This is a genomic window from Desulfobaccales bacterium (genome assembly GCA_041648175.1).
Taxonomy (GTDB): domain Bacteria; phylum Desulfobacterota; class Desulfobaccia; order Desulfobaccales; family 0-14-0-80-60-11; genus 0-14-0-80-60-11.
The window spans coordinates 120959-147075 of sequence record JBAZPO010000006.1 but is presented as its reverse complement, the minus strand read 5'-3'; the positions used below and the strand labels follow the sequence as shown (position 1 = coordinate 147075).

At 56.2% G+C, this 26117-nt stretch carries 23 protein-coding genes and 1 tRNA gene; 17 read left to right on the top strand and 7 right to left on the bottom strand.

The window, feature by feature from the left end; all coding sequences use genetic code 11:
- The first annotated feature begins 30 nt into the window (after positions 1 to 30).
- From WC600_07880 to WC600_07840, 9 genes are all read left to right on the top strand, one after another.
- On the top strand, positions 31 to 393 hold the full coding sequence (locus tag WC600_07880) for a MerR family transcriptional regulator (protein MFA4902650.1): 363 nt from the start codon (positions 31 to 33) through the stop codon (positions 391 to 393).
- 344 nt (positions 394 to 737) lie between these two features.
- On the top strand, positions 738 to 2366 hold the full coding sequence (gene hcp / locus WC600_07875; GenBank protein MFA4902649.1) for a hydroxylamine reductase: 1629 nt from the start codon (positions 738 to 740) through the stop codon (positions 2364 to 2366).
- A 217-nt stretch (positions 2367 to 2583) separates the two neighbouring features.
- The gene (locus WC600_07870; protein MFA4902648.1) at positions 2584 to 4215 is read left to right on the top strand and encodes an MFS transporter; all 1632 of its coding nucleotides are present in this window, start codon (positions 2584 to 2586) and stop codon (positions 4213 to 4215) included.
- Between the two features lie 18 nt (positions 4216 to 4233).
- Complete coding sequence (locus WC600_07865; protein ID MFA4902647.1) at positions 4234 to 4644, top strand: hypothetical protein; 411 nt, start codon at positions 4234 to 4236, stop codon at positions 4642 to 4644.
- A gap of 181 nt (positions 4645 to 4825) precedes the next feature.
- Entirely contained in the window at positions 4826 to 5233 is a 408-nt protein-coding gene (locus WC600_07860) for a hypothetical protein (GenBank protein MFA4902646.1), read from the top strand.
- A 54-nt stretch (positions 5234 to 5287) separates the two neighbouring features.
- Positions 5288 to 5809: a hypothetical protein gene (locus WC600_07855; GenBank protein MFA4902645.1), complete on the top strand. Its 522-nt coding sequence runs from the start codon at positions 5288 to 5290 to the stop codon at positions 5807 to 5809.
- A gap of 71 nt (positions 5810 to 5880) precedes the next feature.
- Positions 5881 to 6948: a C45 family peptidase gene (locus WC600_07850; GenBank protein ID MFA4902644.1), complete on the top strand. Its 1068-nt coding sequence runs from the start codon at positions 5881 to 5883 to the stop codon at positions 6946 to 6948.
- 204 nt (positions 6949 to 7152) lie between these two features.
- Positions 7153 to 7229 (top strand) — tRNA-Arg (locus WC600_07845).
- 447 nt (positions 7230 to 7676) lie between these two features.
- Positions 7677 to 8006 carry a hypothetical protein gene (locus WC600_07840; protein ID MFA4902643.1) on the top strand — a complete coding sequence of 110 codons (330 nt, stop codon included), beginning with the start codon at positions 7677 to 7679 and terminating at the stop codon, positions 8004 to 8006.
- Positions 8007 to 8295: 289 nt separating this feature from the next.
- Here WC600_07840 and WC600_07835 read toward each other — a convergent pair whose 3' ends face one another.
- The 5 genes from WC600_07835 to WC600_07815 form a co-directional block, all read right to left on the bottom strand.
- A complete protein-coding gene (locus WC600_07835; GenBank protein ID MFA4902642.1) occupies positions 8296 to 9870 on the bottom strand; it encodes a radical SAM protein in 1575 nt (524 codons plus the stop codon).
- 109 nt (positions 9871 to 9979) lie between these two features.
- Entirely contained in the window at positions 9980 to 10195 is a 216-nt protein-coding gene (locus tag WC600_07830; protein MFA4902641.1) for a hypothetical protein, read from the bottom strand.
- Between the two features lie 752 nt (positions 10196 to 10947).
- Positions 10948 to 11694, bottom strand: a complete 747-nt coding sequence (locus tag WC600_07825) for an NAD-dependent deacylase (GenBank protein MFA4902640.1) — start codon at positions 11692 to 11694, stop codon at positions 10948 to 10950.
- Positions 11695 to 11716: 22 nt separating this feature from the next.
- Positions 11717 to 12514, bottom strand: coding sequence for a sulfite exporter TauE/SafE family protein (locus WC600_07820; GenBank protein MFA4902639.1), 798 nt, complete (start codon positions 12512 to 12514; stop codon positions 11717 to 11719).
- A 223-nt stretch (positions 12515 to 12737) separates the two neighbouring features.
- On the bottom strand, positions 12738 to 14825 hold the full coding sequence (locus tag WC600_07815) for an acetate--CoA ligase family protein (GenBank protein ID MFA4902638.1): 2088 nt from the start codon (positions 14823 to 14825) through the stop codon (positions 12738 to 12740).
- Positions 14826 to 15099: 274 nt separating this feature from the next.
- Here WC600_07815 and WC600_07810 point away from each other — a divergent pair, with 274 nt between their 5' ends.
- The 6 genes from WC600_07810 to WC600_07785 all read left to right on the top strand — a co-directional run bounded on the left by WC600_07810 (position 15100) and on the right by WC600_07785 (position 21532).
- A complete protein-coding gene (locus WC600_07810; protein MFA4902637.1) occupies positions 15100 to 15705 on the top strand; it encodes a DUF3786 domain-containing protein in 606 nt (201 codons plus the stop codon).
- A 164-nt stretch (positions 15706 to 15869) separates the two neighbouring features.
- Positions 15870 to 17147, top strand: coding sequence for a GAF domain-containing sensor histidine kinase (locus tag WC600_07805; GenBank protein MFA4902636.1), 1278 nt, complete (start codon positions 15870 to 15872; stop codon positions 17145 to 17147).
- 2 nt (positions 17148 to 17149) lie between these two features.
- Positions 17150 to 17803, top strand: a complete 654-nt coding sequence (locus tag WC600_07800) for a response regulator transcription factor (GenBank protein ID MFA4902635.1) — start codon at positions 17150 to 17152, stop codon at positions 17801 to 17803.
- A gap of 182 nt (positions 17804 to 17985) precedes the next feature.
- On the top strand, positions 17986 to 19731 hold the full coding sequence (locus WC600_07795) for a hypothetical protein (protein MFA4902634.1): 1746 nt from the start codon (positions 17986 to 17988) through the stop codon (positions 19729 to 19731).
- 224 nt (positions 19732 to 19955) lie between these two features.
- On the top strand, positions 19956 to 20798 hold the full coding sequence (locus WC600_07790; protein MFA4902633.1) for an ATP-binding cassette domain-containing protein: 843 nt from the start codon (positions 19956 to 19958) through the stop codon (positions 20796 to 20798).
- The gene (locus WC600_07785) at positions 20795 to 21532 is read left to right on the top strand and encodes an ABC transporter permease (GenBank protein MFA4902632.1); all 738 of its coding nucleotides are present in this window, start codon (positions 20795 to 20797) and stop codon (positions 21530 to 21532) included. Before WC600_07790 ends, WC600_07785 begins: the two co-directional genes overlap by 4 nt.
- 131 nt (positions 21533 to 21663) lie before the next feature.
- Here WC600_07785 and WC600_07780 read toward each other — a convergent pair whose 3' ends face one another.
- Positions 21664 to 21969 carry a cytochrome c gene (locus WC600_07780; protein ID MFA4902631.1) on the bottom strand — a complete coding sequence of 102 codons (306 nt, stop codon included), beginning with the start codon at positions 21967 to 21969 and terminating at the stop codon, positions 21664 to 21666.
- Positions 21970 to 21977: 8 nt separating this feature from the next.
- Positions 21978 to 22421: a tetratricopeptide repeat protein gene (locus WC600_07775; protein ID MFA4902630.1), complete on the bottom strand. Its 444-nt coding sequence runs from the start codon at positions 22419 to 22421 to the stop codon at positions 21978 to 21980.
- 318 nt (positions 22422 to 22739) lie between these two features.
- Here WC600_07775 and WC600_07770 point away from each other — a divergent pair, with 318 nt between their 5' ends.
- Both WC600_07770 and fdhF read left to right on the top strand, forming a co-directional pair.
- A complete protein-coding gene (locus tag WC600_07770; protein MFA4902629.1) occupies positions 22740 to 23066 on the top strand; it encodes a carboxymuconolactone decarboxylase family protein in 327 nt (108 codons plus the stop codon).
- A gap of 328 nt (positions 23067 to 23394) precedes the next feature.
- Positions 23395 to 26094, top strand: coding sequence for a formate dehydrogenase subunit alpha (gene fdhF / locus WC600_07765; GenBank protein MFA4902628.1), 2700 nt, complete (start codon positions 23395 to 23397; stop codon positions 26092 to 26094).
- Positions 26095 to 26117 lie beyond the last annotated feature (23 nt).

Genomic DNA, 26117 nt, shown 5'->3' with positions numbered 1-26117 from the left:
TTTTCTCAATAGAGGCTCGTAACGGAGAGCGTGGAAGAGGATATCCCCCGCAAAGCCTTTTACACCATCGGTGAGGTAAGCCGTATCACCGGGGTGAAAACCCATGTGCTGCGGTATTGGGAGAACCAGGGCAAACTCCTGAAACCCAACCGCCGCGGCTCTCGCCACCGCCTCTACCGCCCTGCCGATATCCAGCTTATCTTTGAAATCAAGCGTCTGCGTGAAGAAGAAAAACTGAGCCTGGCAGCCATGCGCCGCCAGATGCACTACAAGCCGGAGCAGCATCGCTTGCTGCCGTCCCGACCCTTCCCCGTCCCCATGGACAACCAGGTGTTGACTCTCCTCAAGTCCATCCGAGACGAGTTGCTGGCCCTCAAGGAAATCCTGGAATAGCGCTACCGTCCGGAAATTACCTCACGGGTCCTGGCCCTTGTCGGAGTTTCCCAACCGCAAAAAATCACCGGAGGGTGGTTTTTTGTAAATTAATGTCTATCTTTGAGGCTAACAATTTTGTCAATAGTCCTCAAGGAGGTGGCATTTCCTGCCTCAGTGCTCCGCCCCAAAGGCCTCCAAAATCTTCGTATTGAGACTAATTTTCCCCAGCGCTGAGAAAATGTTGAAACTTTTGTCTTAAGTCAAGGCGGCATGGCGGGGCTGGCATTAAATTACCTGTAACCTTGGTTCAAGCCCAGTCAGATCAAAGGGTTTTTCAAAATAGAGAATTCAGGAGGTTGACCATGTTTTGTTATCAATGCGAACAAGCGGCTAAAGGCGAGGGCTGTACCATTCAGGGTGTCTGCGGTAAGAATCCCGAAGTGGCGGCCCTCCAGGATTTATTGATTTATAGTCTTCAGGGCCTGGCGCAGGTGGCTGTAGAAGGTCGTAAAAAGGGCGTCAGCGACCGGGATATCAACGTTTTCACCTGCGAGGCGGCGTTTTCGACCCTGACCAACGTGGACTTCGACCCCGAGCGCCTGGTCAAGTTGATCAAAAAGAGCGTCGAACTCAGGGAACAACTGAAAGCCAAAGTCGCCAAGGCGGGCGGCAAGGTGGATGTAGGCGCGGGTCCCGCCACCTTAAAGCCCGAAGCCACCCTGGAAGGTTTGCTGAAACAGGCGGAAACGGTGGGCCTCAAATCCTATCCCGCCGCTGACCCCGATATCCTGGCCCTCAAACACACCCTGCTTTTCGGCATTAAGGGAGTCTGCGCCTACGCCGATCACGCCCGGATTTTGGGGCAAGAAGACGAAAAGGTCTATGCCTTCATCCACGAGGGTCTGGCCGCCACCGCGGCCAAAGATATGGGCTTGAACGACGCCTTGGCGCTGGTGTTGAAATGCGGCGAGATCAACTTGCGGACTATGGAATTGCTTGACGCGGCCAACACCGGCCGCTACGGCCACCCGGTGCCCACCAAGGTCCCCCTGGGGCATAAGAAAGGCAAGGCCATCCTGGTTTCCGGGCACGACCTCCTGGATTTGGAAGAGATCCTGAAACAGAGCGAAGGCAAAGGTATCAACGTCTATACCCACGGCGAGATGCTCCCCTGCCACGGCTACCCCGGTCTCAAGAAGTATCCCCATTTCTACGGCCACTTCGGCACCGCCTGGCAGAACCAGGCCAAGGAATTCCCCCAGTTCCCCGGCGCCATCGTCATGACCACCAACTGCATCCAGCGGCCTCAGGAGATTTATGCCCCCAACCTGTTCACCCGGGGTCTGGTGGGCTGGCCCGGCATCACCCACATCCCGGATCTCAATTTTAAGCCGGTGATAGACAAGGCCCTGGCCATGCCGGGGTTTGCCGAGGACAGCAATGGCAAGTCCGTCATGACCGGTTTTGCCCGGAACGCCGTCCTGGGCGTGGCGGGAGCGGTCATCGACGCAGTCAAGAACAAGCAAATCCGCCACTTCTTCCTGGTGGGCGGCTGCGACGGGGCCAAGCCCACCCGCAACTACTTTACCGAGTTCGTGGAGAAGACCCCCAAGGATACCGTGGTCATGACCCTGGCCTGCGGCAAGTTCCGCTTCTTTGACAAAGAGCTGGGCGACATCGGCGGCATCCCCCGGCTGTTGGACATAGGCCAGTGCAACGATGCCTACTCCGCGGTGCAAATCGCCCTGGCCCTGGCCAACGCCTTCGGGGTGGGAGTCAACGACCTGCCCCTGTCCATCATCTGCTCCTGGTACGAACAGAAAGCGGTGGCCATCTTGCTGACTCTCCTTTACCTGGGCATCAAGAACATCCGCCTGGGACCCAGCCTCCCGGCCTTCATCACTCCCAACGTCCTGGACGTGCTGGTGAAGAACTTCAACATCATGCCCATCACCACCCCGGATGAGGACCTGAAGGCCATCCTGGGTTAATTCCAACGCATCGTAAGCCGCGGGGGTCTGAGGAACTCAGGCCCCCGTTTTCCCTGCCCGCATAATTTCATTAACCATATTGCCGTTATCCGTCATCAACCCCTAAAACCCTTACAGGCATGACAAACCCGGATCGATGCTTATATTGAAATAAGTGCCCTCTGCGGTTGAGAAATCGAGGCTGATTTTAAAACAAACAACCGTCCTTGCCTCTACCATGAAAACTGCCGCTGCCGCCATCTCGCCTTGGATCCCCTTCAGCCATCCGGTGTTCCGGGCCTTATGGATTGCCACCATTGTTTCCAATATCGGCACCTTTATGCAAAGCGTGGGCGCGGCCTGGCTCATGACGTCGCTCTCCACCTCTCCGGTTATGGTGGCCCTGGTCCAGGCCGCCAGCATCTTGCCCATGTTCCTGTTGGCGCTGCCCGCCGGGGCCCTGGCGGATATTATCGACCGTCGCTGGCTGCTCTTGGTGACCCAGGCCTGGATGATGGTGGCCGCAGCACTCCTGGCCGCCCTGACTTTCCTGGGGGCCGCCTCGCCGTGGGTGCTGCTGAGTTTCACCTTTCTGCTGGGCCTGGGCGCCGCCATGAATGCCCCGGCCTGGCAGGCCATTATGCCCGAACTGGTGCCCCGTTGCGAACTGACCCAGGCCATTTCCTTGAACGGCGCCGGATTTAATGTATCCCGGGCCGTGGGACCGGCGCTGGGAGGCATCCTCGTGGCCACAGCCGGAGCCGGAGCCACCTTTGCCCTCAATGCCCTTTCTTTCCTGGCGGTAATGGTGGTCTTGTACCGCTGGGAGCGCCCGGTCACCGACACCGCTTTGCCCGCGGAACGCATGGCCGCCGCCATCCACACCGGGCTGCGCTATGTCCGCCATTCCCCGAAGTTACAGGCCGTGCTTTGGCGGGTCGGTATCTTCATCTTTTTTAGCAGCTCCCTGTGGGCGCTTCTCCCCCTGGTGGTCCGCTATGAACTGGGCGGCAGTTCCGCCGACTACGGCATCCTCTTGGGATGTTTCGGGGCCGGCGCGGTGGGCGGCGCCTTACTTTTGCCCCGGATGCAACGCCTGATTCCCGGCGAGGTCCTATTGGCCGGCATGACCATACTCGCCGCCGCTATGATCGCGGTCCTGGCTCTGGTGCCCACCATGATGGTCTTGGTAATGGCCATGGTGGTCAGTGGCTGCGCCTGGCTGGTGATAGTTTCCATCTTCAATGTGGCCATCCAGATTGCGGTCCCGGCCTGGGTGCGGGCCCGGGTACTGGCCGTCTTTATGCTGGTTTTTGCCGGCGGCTTGAGTGGCGGCAGCGTCATTTGGGGCGCGGTGGCCACGCATCAAGACCTCAAGGCCGCCCTGCTCTACTCCGCCGGAGGTCTGGTTCTGGGGCTCCTGGCCGCCATCCGCTATCGGGTCATCCTGGATGAGGACTCGGACCTGACTCCGTCTCTCCACTGGCCTGAACCTCACCTGATCCTTGAGCCCAAACCGGAACAAGGTCCAGTTTTGGTAACGGTGGAGTACCTGATTAACCTCCGGGAGGCCCGAGAATTTGCCCAGGCCATGCGGGCCTTGGGCGTCATCCGGCGCCGCGACGGCGCCATCCGCTGGGGGCTGTTTCAGGATACCACCAATCCGGGCCGCTTTATAGAAACCTTTATTATGGAAACCTGGATGGAGCACCGGCGGCAACACGAACGGATGACCGTGGCCGACCGGGTCATTGAAGACCGGGCGTTTTCTTTTCATCTCGGTGATGACCGGCCGCGGGTCGAGCATTTGATCTACGCCTACGGCAGGCGGGGCCGAGATCGGAGAAAGTTCATCAGGAGTCTCAAATAATCTCTTGAGGAGGTTACCGTGAACCTTTCCCTGAAAAATCTCTCCCTGGTTTTTGTGGCCGGGCTTTTCGGAGGCTTGCTCAACTGCCTGGCAGTCTGGCTGTTTGGTTGGCTGGGAATCGCCCAGGCCCTCGGGGTCCAAATCGGCCCGCCGCTTTCCACCGCCCTGCTCTACCCCAAGCTGGTGTGGGGCGGGCTCTGGGGTTTGTTGTTCCTGGTGCCGATGGGCCGGGTGTCATTTCCGATTAGGGGCTTGCTCTTCAGCCTGGGTCCCAGTCTGGTGCAACTTTTCCTGGTATTTCCCCTCCAAGCCCACAAAGGCGCTTTGGGCCTGGAACTTGGCGCGCTCACGCCTGTGTTCGTGTTGTTCTATAACGCCGTCTGGGGAGTTGCCGCGGCATGGTGGTTGAACCTGGTGCGCCGAAAATAAGTTTAGCCCGGTCCCCAAACCACTAACTCAACCACGATTCCTCCAGAGAAATTCTCGCCTCCGCCATGAAAACTTTTTGGGGCCTGGAGAAAAATATTTTAAAATTACGTCAATCAGATAATCCTGAAATTTGCCTGCCAATCCGGTCAACCACCTTGACCCTCATTGCAAAGGAACGCATATGAACAACTTTTATCGCAACCTCAGCCTGATTTTTGCCGCCGGCGCTTTCGGCGGCTTGGTTAAGGCCATCGTGGCCTGGGGCTTCGGTGCCGCCGGCCTCAACGCCCTGCTTGGATTCAAGATGGCCATGCCCCTGACCCCCATGTGGATTTATCAGCACATGGTGTGGGGTGGCATCTGGGCGTTCTTGTTTTTCTTGCCCCTTAAGATGTCTTACTATACCAGGGGGGCACTCTACAGCTTGGGGCAGACGCTGGTGCAGTTGCTGGTTATCTTCCCGAAAATGGGGCGAGGCCTGCTTGGGCTGGAACTGGGTTATACGGCGCCGGTCCTGATTACTTTTTTTGGAATCATTTGGGGACTGACCACCGCGTTTTGGTTGAAATACTCCCGGGAAAGCCTATAACTCCCCGGGGTTTTCTCATGGAGAAATTTTAGAGGTTTGTCACAGGGGAAAACTATGCCTGGCCATCCCATGAAAATAAGCCGGCCGATGACCTTGTTGGGCTTATTAGTGATACTCTGCACCCTGGCCTTGCCAGCCCGGGCGGAGGTGGTCAATTTTCAGGAACTGCTGTCATTTATGGATATTAAAATCCCCGGCTGGGCTATGATAGGCAAGCCCTGCGGTACTACCCTGAAGCAGGGCAAGGGGATGGTGAGCGAAGCCAGGGTCTCCTTCCGGGCTGGCGACATGACCCTCGAGATTATCATTATGGATTTCCTGGGGAAGCCCATCCCCTTTTTAACGGGGCAACAACCGGAAATAGAAAGTACCGAAGTGACCGTGCGCACCACCGAGGTACAGGGGTTCAGAGCCCTGGAATCCTACCGCCAGCGGGACAAGCAGGGTGAGTTGAACATCAGTGTGGCCGACCGGTTCTGGGTAAAACTCGATGGTGAGGGCATCGATAATCTCGAGGTATTAAAAACCGCGGCGCAACAGATGGACTTGAAAAGGCTTGGGTCGCTTGCCAAATGATGCCGTGAAAAACCATCGTGGGCACAAGCCAGCGGGCTGTGGATCTCAAGGGGCTGATTAAGGAAGGGTATATGCTGCGTACGCTGGAGCTCTGGGGGTCCCCCACGGAGCGGGGCCGTCGCCACGGGCAAATCCTGGGCGACGACATCCGCGTGCTGCGGCGGGTCCTCTTGACCTACCTGGCCCGGATCAGTCTGTATGCCGGAGCCCTACCTTTGTTCGGCCTCCTTACCTGGCTGGCCCGGGGGTTTTTACCCCACATCCCGCCACACCTGCGAGAGGAGTTGGCCGGGGTCGCGGCCGGAGCCGATTTGGGGCTGGGCAGCCTGCTGCTCATCAATGTGGTGGATGATCTGGCTAACAACAGCCCCCGGTGCTCGGCCTTGGCGGTAGGAGAGCGCCGCACCGCCGATCGGGCTTATCTCATGGGGCGCAACCTGGATTACCCGCTCTTCATCGAACCCTTGGCTCAACTCAAGACCCTATTTCTCCTGGAACCGCATCAGGGGCAACGTCTGGTCTCGTTAGCCTGGCCGGGATATGTGGGGATCTGCACCGGCATGAATTATGCCGGTGTGGCCCTGGCCCAACTCTCTGCCATGAGCCGGGAGCGTTCCCTTAAAGGGATTCCGGCGGCGCTGCGCTACCGGCAGGCCCTGGAAGACGGAGATACCGTGAGTGCGGTGGCCGCGCGTGTCCTGAAATCACCCGGCACCATCGGCAACAATCTATTGCTCTGCGGTCCCAAAGAAGCCGTGGTGCTAGAGCTCTCGGCCCGGCATGGCGTGGTGCGCCGTCCCCACCATGGGGTCCTCACCACCACCAATCATTTTCAAAGCCCGGCCATGCAGGTACTGAAAGGGCGCTTTCCTCCGCCTCCTCCCCATTCCACCCTCTCCGCCTATCATTTCTCCGAAGCCTACAGCCAGGCCCGCAATGAGCGCCTCCAGCACCTGGCCCGGGATCGGCAGGTGGGGGAGCAAGATATCCAAAGCATTCTCGCCGATACCCAAGTTGCCAATGCCGGCACCGCGGTCTCGGCCATCTTTAATCCCGGGGAGCGCCTCCTGTGGGTGGCCCAGGGCGAGACCCCGCCGGTAAACCAGGGCCCCTTTGTGACAGTAAAATTATGGAATTGACGCGGCCCAAGAACCCCCCTGAACAATTTAATCCGTAGCTGTTATGATCAACGGCCGCCATTTGCTTCGTCTGGAAGTAATTCAGCATTAAAAAATTGTTTTCAGTACGGGTTCTGATTTATCCCGCCCTGACAAGATCATGAGCCACCCTGAGCTTCCGATCTACCTTGACAGAGACCCCGAATTTGATATGATTTTTTGAGAGGGCGATTAGCTCAGGTGGATAGAGCGTTGGTCTCCGGAACCAAAGGCCGGGCGTTCGAGTCGCCCATCGCCCACCAAAGAATTATTCAAGGGCTTAGGGGAAATCCTCAGCCCTTGAACTTTTTCACCCCCTGCACTCTCCCCACCATACCTTCGGGAAATTGCTACAAGATGTAGTAACCAAGCCGTCTTAAGATTCAATTCTTTTCCTGTCCGAAAGCCTGACCGGCAAGGGAGGTAGGTCTTGGCACTTCGTGCCGGCTTGGTCTTGGCCGGAAGGCTCCAGGCAATTTTGTCAATTTGATACAGAAATGGCAGGCGAACTGCACTTTCTCTCATTTTTAGATTTAAAGGAGAGGGGGGCTGCAGAGACTCCAGCGGTTAGCTGGCTCGATCTGCTATTAATCTATTAAAATCAAATGGTTGATAATAAGGTGGTCGGTTCAATTTCTGGCAAGCTTTATGCATTCATAGAATGTAGATCGCAACAGGCGGTCCCATTAAACCGGTAGGAGAAAAACCGAATGAAAAAGATTATCAGCACGCTGACTGCCATGACTTTTGCCCTGGGGCTCGCGGCCGCGGCCCAGGCCCAGATTGCTAAAACCCCGGAGAAACCCGAGGTCAAGAGCACTCAGGCCCAGACCCAGGTAACTCCCCAGGAAGCCACCAAGCCCGGCGAGCCCGCGGCCAAAGAAGCAGTCAAGACCGGAGACAAGACCAAAGAAGTGGTGAAACCGGGAGACAAGGAAAAGGCCAATCCGGCCAAGCCAGAGACCAAGAAGGCGACCAAAAAAGGCGGAGCCGAGAAGAAAGCTGGCGGCCACATGGAAACCACCCCCGCGGCGAAGTAAGCGCGGCTGAACCAACCTTAGCAGGTAACCGGGCTTAACGAGGCCCTCGACCGAAAGCGGTCGGATTACAGAGCCGGGAAGGGCAGATCATCCTTCCCGGCTTTTCTTTGTTGGGGGACGGCGGCCTCTTTACAACTTCTTTAGCCTTAGATTTTGAGCAAACCTAACCATCAGCGACAGAAGTCGATTAGGGAGTTCATCAATAGAGTGATCTTCAATCCAGATCATCCCTGTGAAACGACTAGATATTCTCCCTATGAGTTGAGTTTGAAAATAACCTCGGGGACCGTCAGGCCTGAATTTCGGCAGGGGACGATTGCTCCAGGGCCTGCGCAATTTCGGATTGAGTCTCCAACTCCTGCCGGCAAAGCATATCGAGCAAATACCAGTAATAGAGAATATCTTCTTCGCTCCTATCCTCCATGAACCGAGCTGCCTTATAAAGGGTCTCAAAAGCCGAATCATTAAATGCCCTTGTCAAACCCGTTATAGATTCTCCATAAGCCTTGGCATCATAACGGCCTGGGAAAAATTTATCGATGACTACAGCATCTTTCATGGCGCTTCGTAACCTATCAACCACCCCATTCTTGCCGAATACAGAACCGAAAGCCCTGGCGAAAAAAAGATCCAGCAGATCGAGCCTCTTGTCTTCATAGGTGAAGTTAGGCGAGGCTATGGTTCCGGCAAGCCTTCCCTCCTCATGGAGACGACGGGCGATGGGCGTAGCCATAAGAGGGACCATTTTTGTCAAGCGAACGGGTGCGCTGCCACTTTCGCAAAGCCTTTTCAGGAAATCTAAATTGGCCTTTACTGACTGGAAGGTACTATCGGGATCGAACATCATAAAGCCGTATTCAAAGCATAACCCAAGGCGCTGAACGATATCCATGGAGCGGAAGATATCCTCTACGGCGTAATGCTTGTTAAGGGTTTTTAACCCCTGCTCATTCCCTGACTCGATACCTATACCGATAAATCCCAGCCCGCAATCCTTGAGCCTGCCAAGAATATCCGCGTCCACTTCATCCACACGGCAAAACATGCTCCAGATGATCTCATCAGCGAGGCCGCTCCTTTCAAGCGCCTGAGCGAGTTCTTCCGCCCACCTGCGCTCCGACCTGTTCCTGGTGATCAAGCCATCATCAATAAAGCTGAATATGCGCACACCCTTCTGAAAGAGTTGCTCCATCTCATGGACAATATTTGCAGGAGAACGCAGACGACGCTTGGGCCCGATCGCGTCACTATAGAACTGATGTATGCTGCAGAAGCTGCACTTGTAAGGACATCCCCTGCTTGCGAGCATCTGACAAATGCCGAGCCCTCGGAAGGTTTCAAATGAGTCTGATCTTATGGGAAAAGGCAGGGCGTCAAGGTCTTCAATCAAGGGCCTCGGAGGCGCAGCCTCAATCACTCCGTTCCTCCGCACTACCAGCCCCCTGATACCCGGCCAAAGATCGGGCTTATCCACATTCTTATAAAGCTCCAGGAGGGTGTGTTCGCCTTCATGTCGTACAACGGTATCCAGCCCAGGTATCATTTCGAATACCGTCTCAGGGGCTATGGTAGGTATATGTCCGCCGGCCGTAAAGTGCCGGCGCATTTCATTTCTGCGGAGATAATCGGTCAATTCGGCAAAATCAGGGATACTTGCTTGAAATGATATGGAAAAGCCGATTATCGCGGGGTTATCCCTTATGATGCGTTCAAGGATCGCCTCTTTCCTTGAGCTCTTATAGGGCTCGATCCCGACCCTTATTCCTTCGTTCATGAGGAATGCTGCAACCGAGCGGATGCTCAGGTTCTCCTCATCTTCATGACCAACAATGAGAATATCGCAACAGGTCGCCGGAAGAGCCATCAATTCTCCTGAGTTAACCGGCTTGACAGAGGATTATTCATTGCTATGAGGATTCTCAGAAATTGAAGTATCCCTCCACTTCGAGCCGTGTTTCACTCTCACTCCGGCATTACCGGGTTTTGGGTCCCTTCTTCAGCATATCTCTCGCCATTTTGGCCACTTCGAGCAACTGCTCCTGCTGCATAATATGCATATCCAATATCCGCGCCACGATTGTTCTCTGCTGGTCGCGATCCAGGTACCTCAGTGCCAGTTCAAACCAAGGTTGCGGTTGAGGTGGAAGCATCTCAGGGAACATAGACCTTTCGCTCACATTCTCTTCCATAGCATGTCGCTCCTTTCTCATAGTTAAATTTATTTTAATGAATAATATTATAAAACTTATACTACTAAATATCACGATGGTCAAGAAAGTAGGCCGGGATTTTGGCGAAATAGACAATTATTTATATAATTGCGTGCTGCATTTCCAGAAGATAAGATCTTCCTCGGCCTCATTGTCAATGGCAGTATGACTAAAAGGGCCTCGTCCATATGGGTTTCTATCCTCTTGAGGTGATTCCTGTAGATAGTCGTGGCGTCTTGATCGAACCAAAGACTGCTCTTTAAACAAGCACTCAGCAAACGACCAACCAGCTACCTCAACCGTAGGGCGCAAACATGCCGCTTAAAAAAAATCTCCGGCCAGAATTTGAGGCGCACATTCAGAATAATCACTGCCAGTCGGGGCTGGGCTCGCTAACCTGAAAAGATTTTTTATCGGGCAATTGCGTTCCCAAGTACAACTTGGGAACGAGCCATTCATGTTCCAAGGGAACACTCAAAACCATGAAAATTAAAGTAGGGTGCGTCTCACGCACCGTTTTTGGCGCGTAAGACGCGCCCTACGAGATTCATTTTCAGAGCAGTCGCTCATGAGCCTTTGGCTCTCTCAAAACCATGAAACCCCGGTAGGGCGGGCGTCCCCGCCCGCCACTCTACTTTGAACCTTGAACCTTGAACTTTTCGTAACAGGAGTAACGAGGAGCAAAGACGGGATGCGCTTCCCTTTCCCGCCCGACGGCTCTTAATGTGGTATTAAAGGTCCTTGAGAACCAGGGGCAGCATTTTTCCTGCGGAGCCGGGCAGGAAGTGGTGGGCCAGGGTGTGGGTCAGGCGGGTGGGTTCCAGGTTGTTCTCCACGATAATGGCGTTCCACTGCCTGGCGATGGCGGGGATGTAACTGGCCGGGGCCACCTCTCCCGAGGTGCCGATGACCAGGAGCAGGTCGCAGTGCTGAGCCAGGTCCTCGGCCTCGGTCTGGGCCGCGGGGGGAATCGCCTCTCCGAAGAAGACCACGTCGGGCCGGATCAGGCCGCCGCAGAGGCAGTAGAGGGGAGGGTTCGAAAAATCCAGGCTCTCCCGGGGGTGGTGGCCGCGGCACTTATCGCAGACGAAGCGCAAGGCGTTGCCGTGGTACTCCACGACTCGGTGAGAGCCCGCAGCCTGGTGCAGATTGTCCACGTTCTGGGTGATGATGCCGGCAAGATAGCCTTTGGCTTCCAGTGCCGCCAGGGCATAGTGGGCTGGATTGGGCCGCGCTCGGGTGATGGTCTCGTCCATTTCGAGCAAAAGCTGCCAGACCTTGGCGGGGTTCTTGCGGAAGGCCTGGACATGGGCGTACTCCAGGGGGTCAAAGCGCTCCCAGAGGCCGCCGGGGCTGCGGAAGTCCGGGATGCCGGATGCAACCGAAATACCAGCGCCGGTTAAGGCCACTACCCGGGGGTGGCGGCGGATGAGGTCCGCCAGGTCACTGGGGGTGATCTCTTTAAGTTTGGTATGCAACCGTCCCTCCCCCGTCAAGTTTTCAAACGCGGACCCGGACCGGCACCGTTTCCAGCAAGGCCTTGATTTGCAAGGCCTTCTTGATATCCCGGATTCCCAGCCAGATGAGCACCGCGGCAAAAATCAGCCTCAAATTGGCTTCAGTCATGAGGTGCGCCAGGGTCCCCCCACAAAAAGTCCCCACTAAAATGCCGGGGATAAGGCCGATTAAAACCCCGGTCACCACATTGCCCAGGCGCCAATGGGTAAACGCGCCCACAGCGCCGGCCGGGACCATGGCCAAAAGCGAACTGCCCTGAGCCGAATACTGGTTCAAGCCCACCAGCAGCACCAGGGCCGGCACCATGATAGAACCGCCGCCTACGCCCATCATGCCTGAGAGAAATCCTGCCACCGCCCCGCTGCCTAACAGGGCCAGGACCTTGCCCCAGCCGGTGGCCGGGTGGGAGAGAAAGGATAGGTGGGAGAGATAGGGTTTGCCGAGCAGCAACAGGGAGACGCAGATTATGAAAACACCGAAGGCTCGTTTCAGTTTCCACTCCGGCAGGGCATTGGCATAGAGCGCGCCGAAGCGAGCGGTAAAGATCGCGGTGGTCGCCAGCAGAATTGCGGCCATGACGTCCACCGACCCCTTCATATAATAAGTGATAGCCCCGGAAATCCCGGTGAACACCAGGGCCATGAGGCTGGTGCCGTGGGCCTGGTGCTGATTGAATCGAAAAAACCAGATCATCAAGGGGATCATGACTACTCCCCCGCCAAGGCCAACCAATCCACCAAAGAGGCCTGCAATGAGGCCGACAAAGAAGCTCACAATCACGATACGATCACCTGTTTGGAAAAGTTGCCGGTGGTCAGAAAAAACCTTTAGCAAAGTGGGTTGGACACCGCCCACCAGCACAGGCTGGAAAACCTGTGCTACCAAAGGCGAAAATTCCGCCAGGCCGATCCGGCAAGAGAGTAACTTGGATTATATTGTGTCATTTTTCAAAAGTTAAGCAACCCGGCGGCATAGACCGCCATTGTCGGGGCCTGTGTACATGTTACATCCCCACCCGCATGCGGGCGTCCAGTGCCACTAACCCGGGTTTGCCCGGGAAGACCAGCACCGGGTTGAGATCGACCTCCCTAATCTGGGGGAACTGCAGCATCAGTTGGGACAGGGCCGCCAGCGCCCGGCTTAAGCTTTCCAGGTCGGCTGGAGGCCTCCCCCGAGTCCCGGCCAGGATGCGGCCGATACGGGTTTCGGCAATGAGATCCAGGGCCTGAGCCGGGCTTAAGGGGGCGACCCGGAGTGCGACGTCGTCCAAAATTTCGGTATCCACCCCCCCGGCGCCGAAGGCCACCACCGGACCGAAGGAGTCATCCCGCCGGGCGCCCAGGAGCACTTCCCGGCCTTTCGCCACCTGGGACATGACCACCGCCCGCCAGGCCTCCCGGGGAGGCAGGCTGGTTTGGGCGATCCCGGACATATGGGCAAAGGCGTGCGCAACCGCCGCGGCATCATGAAGATCCAGGATGATGCCGCCGGCCTCGGTTTTGTGAATCAGGCTCAAGGCCGAGAGCTTGAGCACTACCGGAAAGCCCAGGCGGCCGGCCGCGGCGGTGGCTTCAGTGGCAGTGGCGGCTGCTTCCCAGGGGGCCACCGGGATTTTCAGGGCCTCTGTGAGGGCCAGGGCTTGATCCAGGGAGACAAAACCTCCGGAGCCAAAGTCCGCCAGCAGCCCGGCCAGGGCGCTGGTCTGGGGTAAGGGCGGGGATGTTTCCGGGTTCCAGACATCTCTCCGGGTGGCCAGGTCACGGCTGAAAGCCAGGGCCTGGACCGCGTCCTCGGGGAAATGAAAGACCGGAACGCCCAGGGTGTCCCGGATATAGGCTTCTTCGTCAGGAGTGCAGAGCACGGTGACGGCCAGGGGTTTTTGGGATTTTCGAGCCAACTTCAGCATGCGCCGGGCCATCTCTCTCGCGGCTTCCAGCTCAAAGTCCGCCACAGGGCCGTAATGGAACAGCACGGCGTCTATCTGGGGGTCGGCACACACCGCGGCCATGATATCGGTGTACACGGTGAAATCAAAGATATCCCCCAGGTCGATGGGATTGGTGGGGTGGATGACCCCGGCCCGGGAACGCTCCTTAATGGAGGCAGCCAATTGGTCGGACAAGGGTGGCAGGGTGAAGCCGAACCTTTGGCAGGCGTAGGCGGTGACCACGGCCTCGCCGCCGCTGCGGGAGAAGACCACCAGGCGATTGCCGGTTACCGGCGGCTGGCCCACCAGCCGGGCGGCGTTTAAAAACTCCCCCTGGGTCTTGACCCGGATGATGCGGCTCTGCCGGCAGGCGGCGTCCAAGACCCGCTCATCGGTGGTCAAGGAGGCGGTATGGGAATGGGCGATGGTGGCCGTCTCCGGCCCCACATTGGCCATATGCAGGTAGACGGGCTTGGTGGCTTTGGCGGCCGCGGCTAAAAACCCGCGACCGTCCTGCATGCCTTCCAGGTACACATAAATGGCGGCGGTGCCGGGGTCTTGGAGGAGGTATTCCAGGACCTCGTTTTCGGCCACATCCAGTTTATTGCCCAGGCTCAAAAACTTATTTAAGCCCAGACCTTCTTTGGTCATCCAGGCCAAGACATGGGTGGCCACCCCACCGCTTTGAGCAATGATGGAGATGGACCCCTGGTGAATGCGCTCGCCTATCTGGGCAAAGGGGAGGGCCAGGCCGAGTTCCAGATTGACCAGACCCAGGCCATTGGGACCTACCAGGCGGATGCCATACTGGTCGAGAGCGGCGCGCACCTCATCTTCAAGGGCGCGGCCGGTGTCGTTTAATTCCGAGAAACCGGCGGATTCCACCACAACCCGGGAAATCCCCAGTTCGCCGCATTCTCTCACCAGGGAGGGCACGGCCCGGGCCGGCGCCAGGATCGCCACCAGGTCAACTTTCTCGGGCAGATCGGCTAAGCGAGGGAAGATGGGCAGGCCGAAGGTTACGCCGGGCCGGCGTCCCACCAGGAAGATCTTGCCCTGATACCTGAAGTGCAACAGATTGGCGACAATCCCCTGGGCCAGGTTGGCCGGGGTTTCGGAGACTCCCACCACGGCCACGCTACGCGGATAGAAAAAATTTTGCATATTATCCTATAGTTAAGGTATTTATAAAGAAATTGATATAAAGAAGAATAATACGATACATACTACCCTGACTCATTCGGTTTTTTCCTGAAACGTTTGAAGATGCAAAAACGGCCTGCAAAGTCCACCTTCCGCAAGAGGAGAGGGGAATAATAAGGAAAGTGCTTTTGGCAAGCGCTATAAAACTGCTTCCGAACCGGCGCCACAACTCCCAGAATAAATTGTTACGTTATAATTTTTTCTCTTTTGGGCGTCAATCCCGGAGATCACGGCCATGGTGTATGAAACGTGCAGCGATGTGAGTCAGGAGATCTGGCATGATCTGAGTGAGCGCGACCCTCAGGAAATTACCCGCCGGACCGGCGCACGGTATGAGGAGGGGGCATATCATCTCAGGTTTTTGGACCGGACCCTGGTGTTGGACCCGATCCGGCGCCATGTTGAGGCCCTCGGCGCACCCCAGGCGGAATGCGGCTTCCGGCTGTGCCTTGCGGCGCTCTTGTATCTGTTGAAGATCGATCCTGCGCTCCTGGGGCCGTGCATCAGCCCGCTAGAATTACCCGGCGGGGCCACCTTTTTTCGGGGTCACCACGGCATCCCCAGCGGTCCCCTGGAAGAACGTTTCGGCCGGGATGTGGCGGGGTTTGTGGCGGCGGGGAAAAAATTGCAGGGCGAAACCGGGCCGGCAGGCGATGCTACTATAGCCCTGCAGGTCTTTGCCGGTTTGGTGGTGGAAGTAATTTTATGGCAGGCTGACGATGAGTTTCCCGCCCAGGTATCGTTTACCCTGCCGGCCCACCTGGATCGGTTTTGGTTTCTGGATGCGGTGTGGGGCCTGCTGAACCTTGTGGCTCGGGAATTGCTTGCGGCGGCTCCTTAAAAATCTTCTTGATTTATCAGTAAACTTGATCAATTATGTATACAATAAAATAATTTACAATAGTTTACAGTAATAGTCTCTTAGGAATAAGGGCAGTGCCAGAAAATGCTGGGATAGGGCCACCGGGCCAACCATCTCCGATAGCACCCACCATGAGCGGCGGCATGAGCATCCCTGAAGGCAGTGGGACACCGAAGCGGATGGAAGAGGCGCTACACAAAGTCAGCCGCGCTCTTAAGGCCATCACCGAATGCCATCAGGCCTTGATTCGCGCCACGAAAGAGGCGGAGTTATTAAACGAGGTGTGCCGCATCATCGTGGAAGTGGGCGGTTATTGCATGGCCTGGGTGGGTTATGCCGAGCGGGATGCCAATAAATCGATACGTCCCATGGCCCAACAAGGCTTTGTTGCCGGGTATGTGGAAAGTTTGCGCCTGACCTGGGCCGATAAGGAGCAGGGCCGCGGTCCCACTGGAAAGGCCATCCGGGAAGGAACCCCGGTCATTTGCCACGATACCCAGAATGACCCTGATTTTGCCCCGTGGCGGGAGGAAGCTCGCCGACGGGGTTATGCCTCTATACTGGGGCTGCCGCTCAAGGGTGCTAAAACATTTGGGGCCTTGACGATCTACGCCAGGGAAGCCAACGCCTTTGACGAGGAGGAGATCACCCTGCTGCTTGGTTTGGCCAACGACTTGGCTTATGGCGTTAGCGCCCTGCGGGCCCAGGCCGAAAGGCGGCGAGCGGAAAGGGCCTTGAAGGAATCGGAGCGGGAACTGCGCCTGCTCACGGTCCAACTCCTGAGCATTCAGGAACAGGAGCGCCGGCGGGTCGCCCGGGAATTGCACGACGAATTGGGTCAGGCCTTGACGGTTTTGAAAATCCATTTGGTGGGCATTGAAGAAATGCTGTTGCCGGACCAGTTGCCTCTGAAGGGAAATTGTGAGCAGATGCTGGCGTACATCGACACGGTCATCGAAAATGTGCGCCGCCTGTCCTGGGATCTCTGTCCTTCATGCCTGGAGGATTTGGGCCTGTCCTCGTCGCTGGGCTACCTGGTGGATGAGATCTGCCGCAATAACAATATGAAATGTTCGGTGGTGATTGATGAGGTCGATCATCTTTTTTCCCCTGAAACCCAAATCAACGTTTATCGGATTTTTCAAGAATCCTTGACCAATATCGTCAAACACGCCAACGCCAATCTTATAGCCGTAACCGTCAAAAAGGAAAATGAGAGAGTCTTCTTTAGGATTCAGGATAACGGCCAAGGGTTTAATCTTAAGCAGACTATGTCCGGCAAGGTTACCAAAAAAAATTTAGGTTTGACCGCGATGCATGAAAGAGCCCTCATGGCTCAAGGCTCACTCCAGATTGCCAGCCGGAGGGGGCATGGCACCACCATAACATTTTCCATTCCACCGAATAAGGCCGGGAAATGATTATGTATAAGATTATTTTGGCTGAAGATCATGTTCTGGTGCGGGAGGGAATCAAAAAAATTATTGAGGCCTTTCCGGGGTTTGAGGTTGTGGGCGAAGTGGGGGATGGGCCTGACCTGTTGCGGCTTTTAAAGAAATTGCCGGTGGATATGGTGATCCTGGATATAACCATGCCCTCTTTGCCGGGGATAGAGGTTGCCCGGGAGATTAAGCAGGAGTACCCAAACGTTAAAGTGCTGATTCTCACCATGCACAAAAAGAAAGAATACCTGCATAACGCCATGGCCGCGGGCGTTGACGGCTACCTGCTGAAAGAAGATGCCCCCAAAGAGCTCCTCAATGCCATCGAGAAGATCAGGCAGGGGATGCTTTACGTCTCGCCGCTCTTGGCCAGTGACCTGGCAAACCTCTATGTCCAGAGCCAACGCCAAGAGGAAGCCGAACCCGCTGAACCCCTGACCCGGCGGGAGATCGAGATCATCAAACTGATCGCCGAAGGCAAGTCGAGCAAAGAAATGGCAGAAATTATGTTCCTCAGCTTTCGCACTATCCAAAATCATCGTGCAAAAATTATGAAAAAATTAAACTTCAAGAAGAATACTGATTTGGTGAAATACGCCATCCATAAGGGATATGCGGCTACTACCTCCCTCTGAACCTGCGTCGCCCCCCTAGAAAATAATTGAGATAAAATATAAACCGGAAAAATATCAAAGAAAGAGTACTTTGCTCTATAAGAAAGAGTACTTTGACTCATTTTTTTCTTGCTAGATTGTCGGTACATTAAGACCATCATTAGTTTAAAACTATCGGTAAAATTTAAAAAGGTGGGTAAATAATGGCACATCTTTATAAGAAGGTCAAAAAGGGCCACGAATATTTCTATATTCGGGAGACCCAGCGGGTTTATGGAAAACCCACCACTATCAATCAAGTGTATCTGGGCACTGCCGACAAAGTCCAGGCAGCCATGGGCAAGGGCGGTTTCTCTCCTAAGGAATTCGGCTCGGTATTCGCCCTCAACGAACTGGATCGGGACGTGGACCTGGCCGGCATGATTAACGAGATTCTGCCTCCCAAAAAGCGGGTCAGAGGACCATCTTTGGGTGAGTTGGTCTACTACGCCACCTTGAACCGAGCCATCGCCCCCACCAGTAAGCGGCAACTGGCGAGCTGGTATGAAACCACTGACATCCAGAGGATCCGTCCCTTGCGGCTGGAATCCTTGAACTCCCAAAATTTCTGGAATCACTGGGACCGGATCAGCGATTCGGACCTGGACAAAATTAAGACGGCCTTTTTCAAAAAGGTCTATTCGCTTCTGCCAGAGCAGGAACACCGGCTCATTATCGAGGCCGCCAATATCGCCTCGGCTCCCAAGCCGGCCGCGTTCCCGGCCATGCCCGAGGCGGATCAGGAATTCCTGGCGGAACATTTTCCCGAGCAGCAGTTGGGATTGGCTCTGGTGAGCGAGGCGAATGCAGGGGTGCCGCTCTATTATCAAAGTTTTTCCGGAGGCTTGCCCGTCAGCGGGTTCTATAGCCATATGGAACACCTGCTGATCAGGGTCGCTGCCTTGGGCGTGGCGGCAAAAGATGTAACCATCCTGTTGAATCAGGACATGGCGGTGGCCCCCCTTATTGCCCAAATCGATGACAAAGGGGGCATGCATTTCATTGCCTCCTGCGCCCCCGACTTTGCCGGCGCGTTAACCGAAGTCTCGTTAAAGGATTTTCGCCCCCTGCCGGGCAAGCACGAGGCCAAGTATTCGCCGGTGAGCCCGGAAGATGAGAAGATCCTGTATTATGAAACTCAGGCGACTTTTTGGGAGCGCCAACGCCGGGTAATCATCACCTTTGACCCCCGGACCTTTCATAAGAGCTACCAGGAGTTGGGCAAGAAGGTGCAGCGGGTCCGCAAAGAAATGGCGGCGTTCCAGCAGCGGAATGCCCAAGAGGTGGGCGAGGGCAAGGCGGCCGACGCCGCCAAGACTTACCTGGCAGACCTTTGCCAAAAGCTCAAAATCAGTCCAACCCTCTTCCAGGTAAATTTCGTGCAGGATAAAGGCCAATTCCGCATGGAGTTCCAGCTTGATCATAGTCAAATGGCCGGGGTCGTGCGCCACTTCGGAAAGAATATCCTCGTTACCGACCGTGAAGATTGGAAAGTGGAAGAGATTTACGAGGCCTGCGTAACTCGGGCCGTCTTGGGAGCGGACTTTAGCAATGGCAACGGCAAGGCCAACAACCGCTCCATCGGCAACGCCAAGGATAACCGCAGCCTCTTCCAAAAGGCGCTGCTGCCCCTTTACCACTGGACCGATTCGAAAATCCGGATTCACCTCTTTGTCTGTGTGGCGGCTCTCACCTATGTCACTCTGCTCTGTCAGCGGCTGGCCGGAGCCGATATCGACCTGACCCCCATTGAGGCCATGGAGGAGTTGCGGACCTTGCGGACGGCCATCTACTTTAAGGACACCGAAAACAAACTGAAACGGGTCCTGGAAGAGGTCAATCCCCAGCAGGAAGCCATCCTGAAAGTCCTGGGATACGACATCGAGGAAGGCAAGGTCATGAATTCCTAAAGTCCTTGCAGCTTGACGATCCTTTTACCCCGGTGGCCGGGATAGCACTCGGCCATCGGGGTTTTTTCTTTTCCGATGGGGCGGGCTTTTGGGCCTGCCATCCCGCAGTGATTCGACCCTTCTGCATTGCTCAAATCAGGTTATAATAGAAAAAACCGGTTGCGACTGACTGCCGGCACGGGCTGAACGCGCCTGAAGCCGCTCATCCGGTTCCCCTCTAGGCCATGGACGACATGATTGTTACGGATAATCTGGGCAAGCAGTATCAGGACCTGGTGGCCCTGGACGGCTTATCTTTGCAGATCCCGGCAGGGGAGATCTTCGGCCTGCTGGGACCCAACGGAGCCGGCAAAACCACCACGATTAAGATCTTGACCACCCTGGCCCGCCCCAGTTGGGGTTCGGCCCGCATCCAGGGCTTTGATGTGGTGCGTCAGCCTTTGGAGGTGAAAAAGCTCATCGGGGTCTGCCCCCAGGAAATCAACCTGGATAGGGAACTGACTGCTTTTGAAAACCTGTGGATTTATGGGAAGTTGCACCGCACAGCGGATCTGAGCGTGCGGATTCGGGAACTCCTGGAGTTCGGGGATTTGCAGGATCGGGCCGATAGCCTGGTCCGGGACTTCTCCGGGGGAATGCAGCGGCGGCTCCTCATCCTCCGGGCTCTGGTATCCCGGCCCCGGGTGCTGTTTCTCGATGAACCGACCGTGGGCCTTGACCCCCAGGTGCGGCGCCAGCTGTGGAGCCTCATCCAGGAACTGAAGCTGGGGGGCATCACCATTATCCTGACCACCCACTATATCGAAGAAGCGGAGATGCTGTGCGACCGGGTGGGCGTCTTAAACCGGGGCCGGCTCATCGCCTTGGACACCCCCCGGGCCCTGGTGGCCAAAGTAGGGGGCTATGTGGTTGAGACCCTCAACACCGGGCGGCGGCAATACCTGCTGGTCCGGGATAAAGATGAGGCCTATGCCCGGGCGCAAACGGAGCCCGCCGGGGTCATTATTCGCCAGACCAATCTGGAGGACGTGTTTATCCAACTCACTGGGGAGCGGCTTACCGATTGAACTGGTTTCCCATTTTCTACCGTGAACTTCTCCTCTTCCGGCGCCGGTTGCTGCGCCTGGGCTATGTGGTCTCCGCCCTGGTTTCCCCCATGCTCTATCTCCTGGCCTTCGGGTTGGGGTTGGGAAAACGCGTGGCCATTTCCGGAGGCACCTATCTGGACTATCTGCTCCCCGGCCTCGTCGCCATGACCTCCATGACCAATTCCTATACCTGGATCGCCACAAGCATGACGGTGGGGCGCCTCCATTTCCGCACCTTCCAGGTCTACATCCAATCTCCGGTCACCGCCACCGACATCGTGGTGGGCCAGATTTTGGCGGGCATGGTCCGGGGTCTGTTTGCCTCGGTAATCCTCATGGGGCTAGGGTTCTTTCTGGCGGGCGGCTTTCACTTCAACCTGATGTTCATCCTGGCCCTGCTCCTCAATTGCTTGGTATTCGCCGCCTTTGGGGTGATTGTGGGCATGAAATCCAGGTCCCATGAAGACACTGCCACCTTTACCAATTTTTTTATCATGCCCATGGCGTTTTTCTGCGGCACCTTCTTCCCGGTGGATGAGATGCCCTGGCTGCTGCGGGATATCATCAAAGCCCTGCCATTGACACACACCAATCACCTGTTGCGACACCCAGCCTGGAATCTGGCGAGCCTGGATTCCCTGGCCGTCCTGGGCGGCTATGCCACACTCTGCCTGGTTTTGGCGATCATTATCGTGCGACGGTACAGCGAATGATACCGTTTTTGGTCAAAGAAGCGGGGCGAGCTTCCAGCACAGGCTGGAAAGCATGGGTCAGCGAAAGTCTCATGGAGGAAAATGGGAGTCATTGATAAATTAAGTTTTTTCATCAAAAACGAAAAACGGCATTACTTGAGACTTTCCATGTAGTTCACCAAGGCCTCCTGCTCCGCCGGCGGCAGGTAGGCGTAGCTCGGCATTTTGGCCCCGGGGTGGAGCTGGCGAGGATAGGCGAGAGCTATCTGAAGTTGCTGCGGCGATAAACGACCCCCGACCCCGTCCAGCGGCGCCGCGAGGTTTCCTCCCTCCCCGTTTAGGGCATGGCAGGCAAAGCAGCCCAAACGCCTGGCCAGGTCCGGAATCCGTGGTTTTGAATCCTGGCCCCAACTTAAGGAGCCGGTCAGGAGCACCGCCGGCAGCAGCGCCAGAAGCATGAAGATTCTCAAGGCTTCGATTCGCCCTGCTCGATCATCTTCTGCATGGCAAGCTTTTCAGGATGGTCGGGGTTTAATTCCAGGGCCTTTTTGAATAAGGTCGCGGCCTTGGCCTTCTGGCCTTCAGCATAATAGTCGGTGGCCAGATTGATCAGCGCCACCCAATTCTTCGGATCAATCTCCACGGCCTTTTCAAACGCCGCCATTTCTTTTTGCCGGAATTCCGGGACCCCTACCTTGTTGTATTTGAAGCGGTAAGCCATGCCCATCATGTTATAAGCGGCCGCAGCCCGGGGTTGCAGTTTGATGGCTTTTTCGTAGTTGGCGATGGCCTCGTCGTACTTTTGCTGTTGAAAATCGACAAATCCCGCTTGCATGTACTTTTCGGCGTTATCGCCGCCGCACCCCATAAGGGCCGCCAGGAGCACACCGGTTGAGATCCATCTGAGCATATTGCCTCCGGTTTGGCTGGATTTACTCACCTCTTACCGCGGTCCCGGCCAGGGTGCTGTTCTGCCGGCATCCTGTTGGCCATGCCCCGCACAGCTATGGACCTAAGGATATCTTAATATTTTTAAAAAATTAATCGCAAAAGACCGGCAGCCGGAAAAAATATTATCCGGGAATTACAAGAGAGCGGCCGGACATGACCGGGTAATGCAGAGGCATCACGGAAGCTGACAGGCGTTACTTGACATGAGCGGGCAAGGTGCACATCATAAGGCCAAGTCTGTGAAAAACCCTGCTTAAGAGCCCCTGGAGGAAAAATCATGTCTGAAGAAAAGTACCCCGGCTGGTACTCGCTCATCCGGACAAAACACGGCAAATTTATTCAGGCGTTGGAGAACCTGGGTGAGGTGGTGCGCCAGGAAGGACCGTTGGACGACAAGACCGCCCACCTGGTTCAACTGGCTGCCGCCGCGACTGCTCATGCAGAGGGTTCGGTGCACAGCCACGTCAGAAGGGCCTTGAACGCGGGCGCCACCCCGGAGGAGATCTATCACGCCATTATCCTCTTGACCAGCACTATCGGCTTTCCCCGGACGTCCGCGGCCTTGAGCTGGGTCTATGATGTTCTAGAGAAACCAAAAAAGTGAGCCGACTCGGGACCGGGTTGAACAGCTAATTTCCAGGTGAAAAATAATGCGGCGCGGCATGAAAAAAGGTTGGTTTTGGATCCGTAGTACGCTATTCTCTTTAGAAAATACCCCTTATTTGAGATAATCGATCAGTAATGTCAAGATTTGGTGGTAACCGAAGTTTGGCATTATATATTTATCCAAGCGCTATTCTCTATATAGAATAACGCTTTGGCGTAAAGTCGATTAGGCAAGCCAAGCATTCAGTTTGAGCGGTATTCTTTTTAAAGAATAGCAAATGGCCACTGGAGATTTCGTCCAATCTGAGATGGAGGTTGAAGGACACATGAGTAAGCCCGCCTTAACCATTGACGGGAAGCCCACGGAATTCCAACCCGGGCAGACCATTTTGGAAGTAGCTCGAGGATCAGGTATCTATACCATTCCCACGCTCTGTTACCTCAAGGACACGACGGCCACCGGCTCATGCCGTATGTGCGTGGTGGAGGTGGAGGGAGCCCGGACCCTGTTGCCGGCCTGCGCCACCCAGGCTGCGCCCGGGATGGTGATTCACACCGAATCCAATCAGGTAGACGCGGCCCGCAAGATGGTGCTCGAACTGTTGCTGGCCTCCGGCAACCACAACTGCCTGGTCTGCGAGGCCAATGGCGTGTGTGAGTTGCAGGCCCTGGCGTACCGCTATCAGGTGCCGACGCCGAGCTTCGCCAACCCGCCGGACACCCCGTATAATCTTGAAGATAATAAGCATCTGATCCGCCGGGATTTTGCCAAATGCATTATGTGCGGCCGCTGTGTGCGGGCCTGCAATGAGAAGCAGGTGAATCAGGCCATCAGCATCGGCTACCGGGGACCGCACAATAAGATTGTCACTCGTTCGGACCACGCCTATAGCGATTCCGACTGCGTCTTTTGCGGTGAGTGCGTGCAGTCCTGCCCGACAGGCGCGCTTTTAGAGTTGAAAGCTCTGGGTCTGGCCAGATCATGGGAAACGCGGCAGGTCCGCACCACCTGTCCTTATTGTGGGGTGGGCTGCCAGCAGTTGCTCCATGTCAAAAACGGCAAAATCGTCAAGGTCACCGGCGTAGAAGGGGCGGCCCCCAATAAGGGACGGCTCTGTGTCAAAGGCCGCTTCGGCTATGACTTCATCTACTCCCCGGAACGGCTTACCATGCCACTGATCAAAACCGACGGCGAGTTCCGGGAAGCCTCCTGGGACGAGGCCCTGGACCTGGTGGCGGGAAAGCTCAAGGAGACCATCGCCCAGCACGGCCCGGACTCGGTCGCGGGCGTCAGTTGCGCCCGGAGTATCAACGAAGATTCCTATCAAATGCAAAAATTATTCCGCGCCGTGATCGGGACGAACAACATCGATCACTGCGCCCGTACCTGACACGCTCCTACTGTCGCCGGGCTGGCGACCTCATTTGGTTCTGGAGCGATGACTAACTCCTTCGCCGATTTTGCGAAGGCCAAAATGTTTTTTGTGATTGGCTCGAATATGACCGAGGCTCATCCGGTAGCCGCGACGTTTCTCAAAAATGCGGTGCTCAATGGCGCAGGCCTCATCGTCAGCGATCCCCGGCGCACCAAGCTGGCCGAATTCGCCGATATTCACGTGCCCCTCAAGGTAGGGTCCGATATCGCCTATCTCAACGGGCTGATGCACATTATCATCAGGGAGAACCTCCAGGACCAAAAGTATATTGAATCGTGCTGCACGGGCTTCGAGGCCCTGAAGGCCAAGGTCATGGAGTACCCGCCGGAGCGGGCTGCGGCCATCGCCGGCATCAGCGTGGAGATGCTGGAAGCGGTGGCCCGTCGGCTGGCTTCGGTCAAACCGGCGATGCTCATCTATACCCTGGGGATTACCGAGCACACCTGCGGGGTCAACAACGTCATGAGTTGTGCCAACCTGCAGATGGTTTTAGGGAATGTCGGTTTTGAATGCGGCGGGGTTAACCCGCTGCGCGGCCAGAACAACGTGCAGGGCGCCTGCGATATGGGGGCGCTGCCCAATGTCTTCCCAGGCTACCAGAAGGTGGAGGACCCCGCGGCCCGGGCCAAGTTCGAGGCCGCCTGGGGTATAAAGAAGCTGCCCGAAAAGAACGGTATGATGATGCCCCAGATGATGGATGGCCTGGTGGATGGGAAGGTGAAGTTCTTCTATGTGTTCGGGGAAAACCTGGCCAATACCGAGCCTGACATCCGTCACGTGGAACACTGTCTGGAATCGGCGGAATTCATGGTCTGTCATGATATCTTCCCCACTGAGACCACCCGGTTTGCCGACGTCATTTTCCCGGCCGCGGCCTGGAGCGAAGACGACGGCACCTTTAGCAACAGTGAACGCCGGGTCAGCCGGGTGCGCAAGGTATCCGAACCTCCGGGCCAGGCCAAGCCCAACTGGTGGATCTTTAAAGAGCTGGCCAAACGTCTGGGCCACGAGTGGGCCTCCAGCAGCGGTCAGGAACTTTGGGATAACGAAGTCTCCCATTTGGCGCCCTCCCTGGTAGGGGTAAAGTACTACCGCATCGAGGGGGACGGCCTGCAATGGCCGGTGCCTAACTGCGAGCATCCGGGCACCTGCACTCTGCACAAAGATGGGTGTTTTACCTGCGGCCAGGGCCGCTTCACCCCGATAGACTGGACCCCGCCGGCCGAAGTGCCGGATACGGAATTTCCTTTTGTCCTCAGCACCGGCCGCAGGCTTTACCAATACCACAGTCGGACCCAAACCGGCCGCTGCCTGGGGCTGAACGATATCCTGGGGGAAGAAACCGCGGATATCTCTCCGGTGGACGCGGCCAGATTAGACATCAAACACGACGAGAGGATCAAAGTCAAATCTCGGCGCGGCGAAGTCCAGGTGAAAGCCAAAGTTACCAAGGAAGTGCCGCAAGGCATGGTGTGGATGGCCTTCCATTTCCGGGAGGCTTGCGCCAACTGGCTCACCAATCCGGTATTCGACCCGGTCTCCCAGACGGCCGAATACAAGGCCTGCGCGGTGCAGATCGAGAAAATCTGAAGCTCCCGACCAATTGCGGGGAG

Excerpts from the sequence above, each read along its gene's own strand:
- hcp (MFA4902649.1), top strand. The coding sequence starts at position 738 with ATGTTTTGTTATCAATGCGAACAAGCGGCTAAAGGCGAGGGCTGTACC.
- WC600_07870 (MFA4902648.1), top strand. The coding sequence starts at position 2,584 with ATGAAAACTGCCGCTGCCGCCATCTCGCCTTGGATCCCCTTCAGCCAT.
- WC600_07860 (MFA4902646.1), top strand. The coding sequence starts at position 4,826 with ATGAACAACTTTTATCGCAACCTCAGCCTGATTTTTGCCGCCGGCGCT.
- WC600_07855 (MFA4902645.1), top strand. The coding sequence starts at position 5,288 with ATGCCTGGCCATCCCATGAAAATAAGCCGGCCGATGACCTTGTTGGGC.
- WC600_07850 (MFA4902644.1), top strand. The coding sequence starts at position 5,881 with ATGCTGCGTACGCTGGAGCTCTGGGGGTCCCCCACGGAGCGGGGCCGT.
- WC600_07840 (MFA4902643.1), top strand. The coding sequence starts at position 7,677 with ATGAAAAAGATTATCAGCACGCTGACTGCCATGACTTTTGCCCTGGGG.
- WC600_07835 (MFA4902642.1), bottom strand. The coding sequence starts at position 9,870 with ATGGCTCTTCCGGCGACCTGTTGCGATATTCTCATTGTTGGTCATGAA.
- WC600_07830 (MFA4902641.1), bottom strand. The coding sequence starts at position 10,195 with ATGGAAGAGAATGTGAGCGAAAGGTCTATGTTCCCTGAGATGCTTCCA.
- WC600_07815 (MFA4902638.1), bottom strand. The coding sequence starts at position 14,825 with ATGCAAAATTTTTTCTATCCGCGTAGCGTGGCCGTGGTGGGAGTCTCC.
- WC600_07810 (MFA4902637.1), top strand. The coding sequence starts at position 15,100 with ATGGTGTATGAAACGTGCAGCGATGTGAGTCAGGAGATCTGGCATGAT.
- WC600_07805 (MFA4902636.1), top strand. The coding sequence starts at position 15,870 with ATGAGCATCCCTGAAGGCAGTGGGACACCGAAGCGGATGGAAGAGGCG.
- WC600_07800 (MFA4902635.1), top strand. The coding sequence starts at position 17,150 with ATGTATAAGATTATTTTGGCTGAAGATCATGTTCTGGTGCGGGAGGGA.
- WC600_07795 (MFA4902634.1), top strand. The coding sequence starts at position 17,986 with ATGGCACATCTTTATAAGAAGGTCAAAAAGGGCCACGAATATTTCTAT.
- WC600_07790 (MFA4902633.1), top strand. The coding sequence starts at position 19,956 with ATGGACGACATGATTGTTACGGATAATCTGGGCAAGCAGTATCAGGAC.
- WC600_07780 (MFA4902631.1), bottom strand. The coding sequence starts at position 21,969 with ATGCTTCTGGCGCTGCTGCCGGCGGTGCTCCTGACCGGCTCCTTAAGT.
- WC600_07775 (MFA4902630.1), bottom strand. The coding sequence starts at position 22,421 with ATGCTCAGATGGATCTCAACCGGTGTGCTCCTGGCGGCCCTTATGGGG.
- WC600_07770 (MFA4902629.1), top strand. The coding sequence starts at position 22,740 with ATGTCTGAAGAAAAGTACCCCGGCTGGTACTCGCTCATCCGGACAAAA.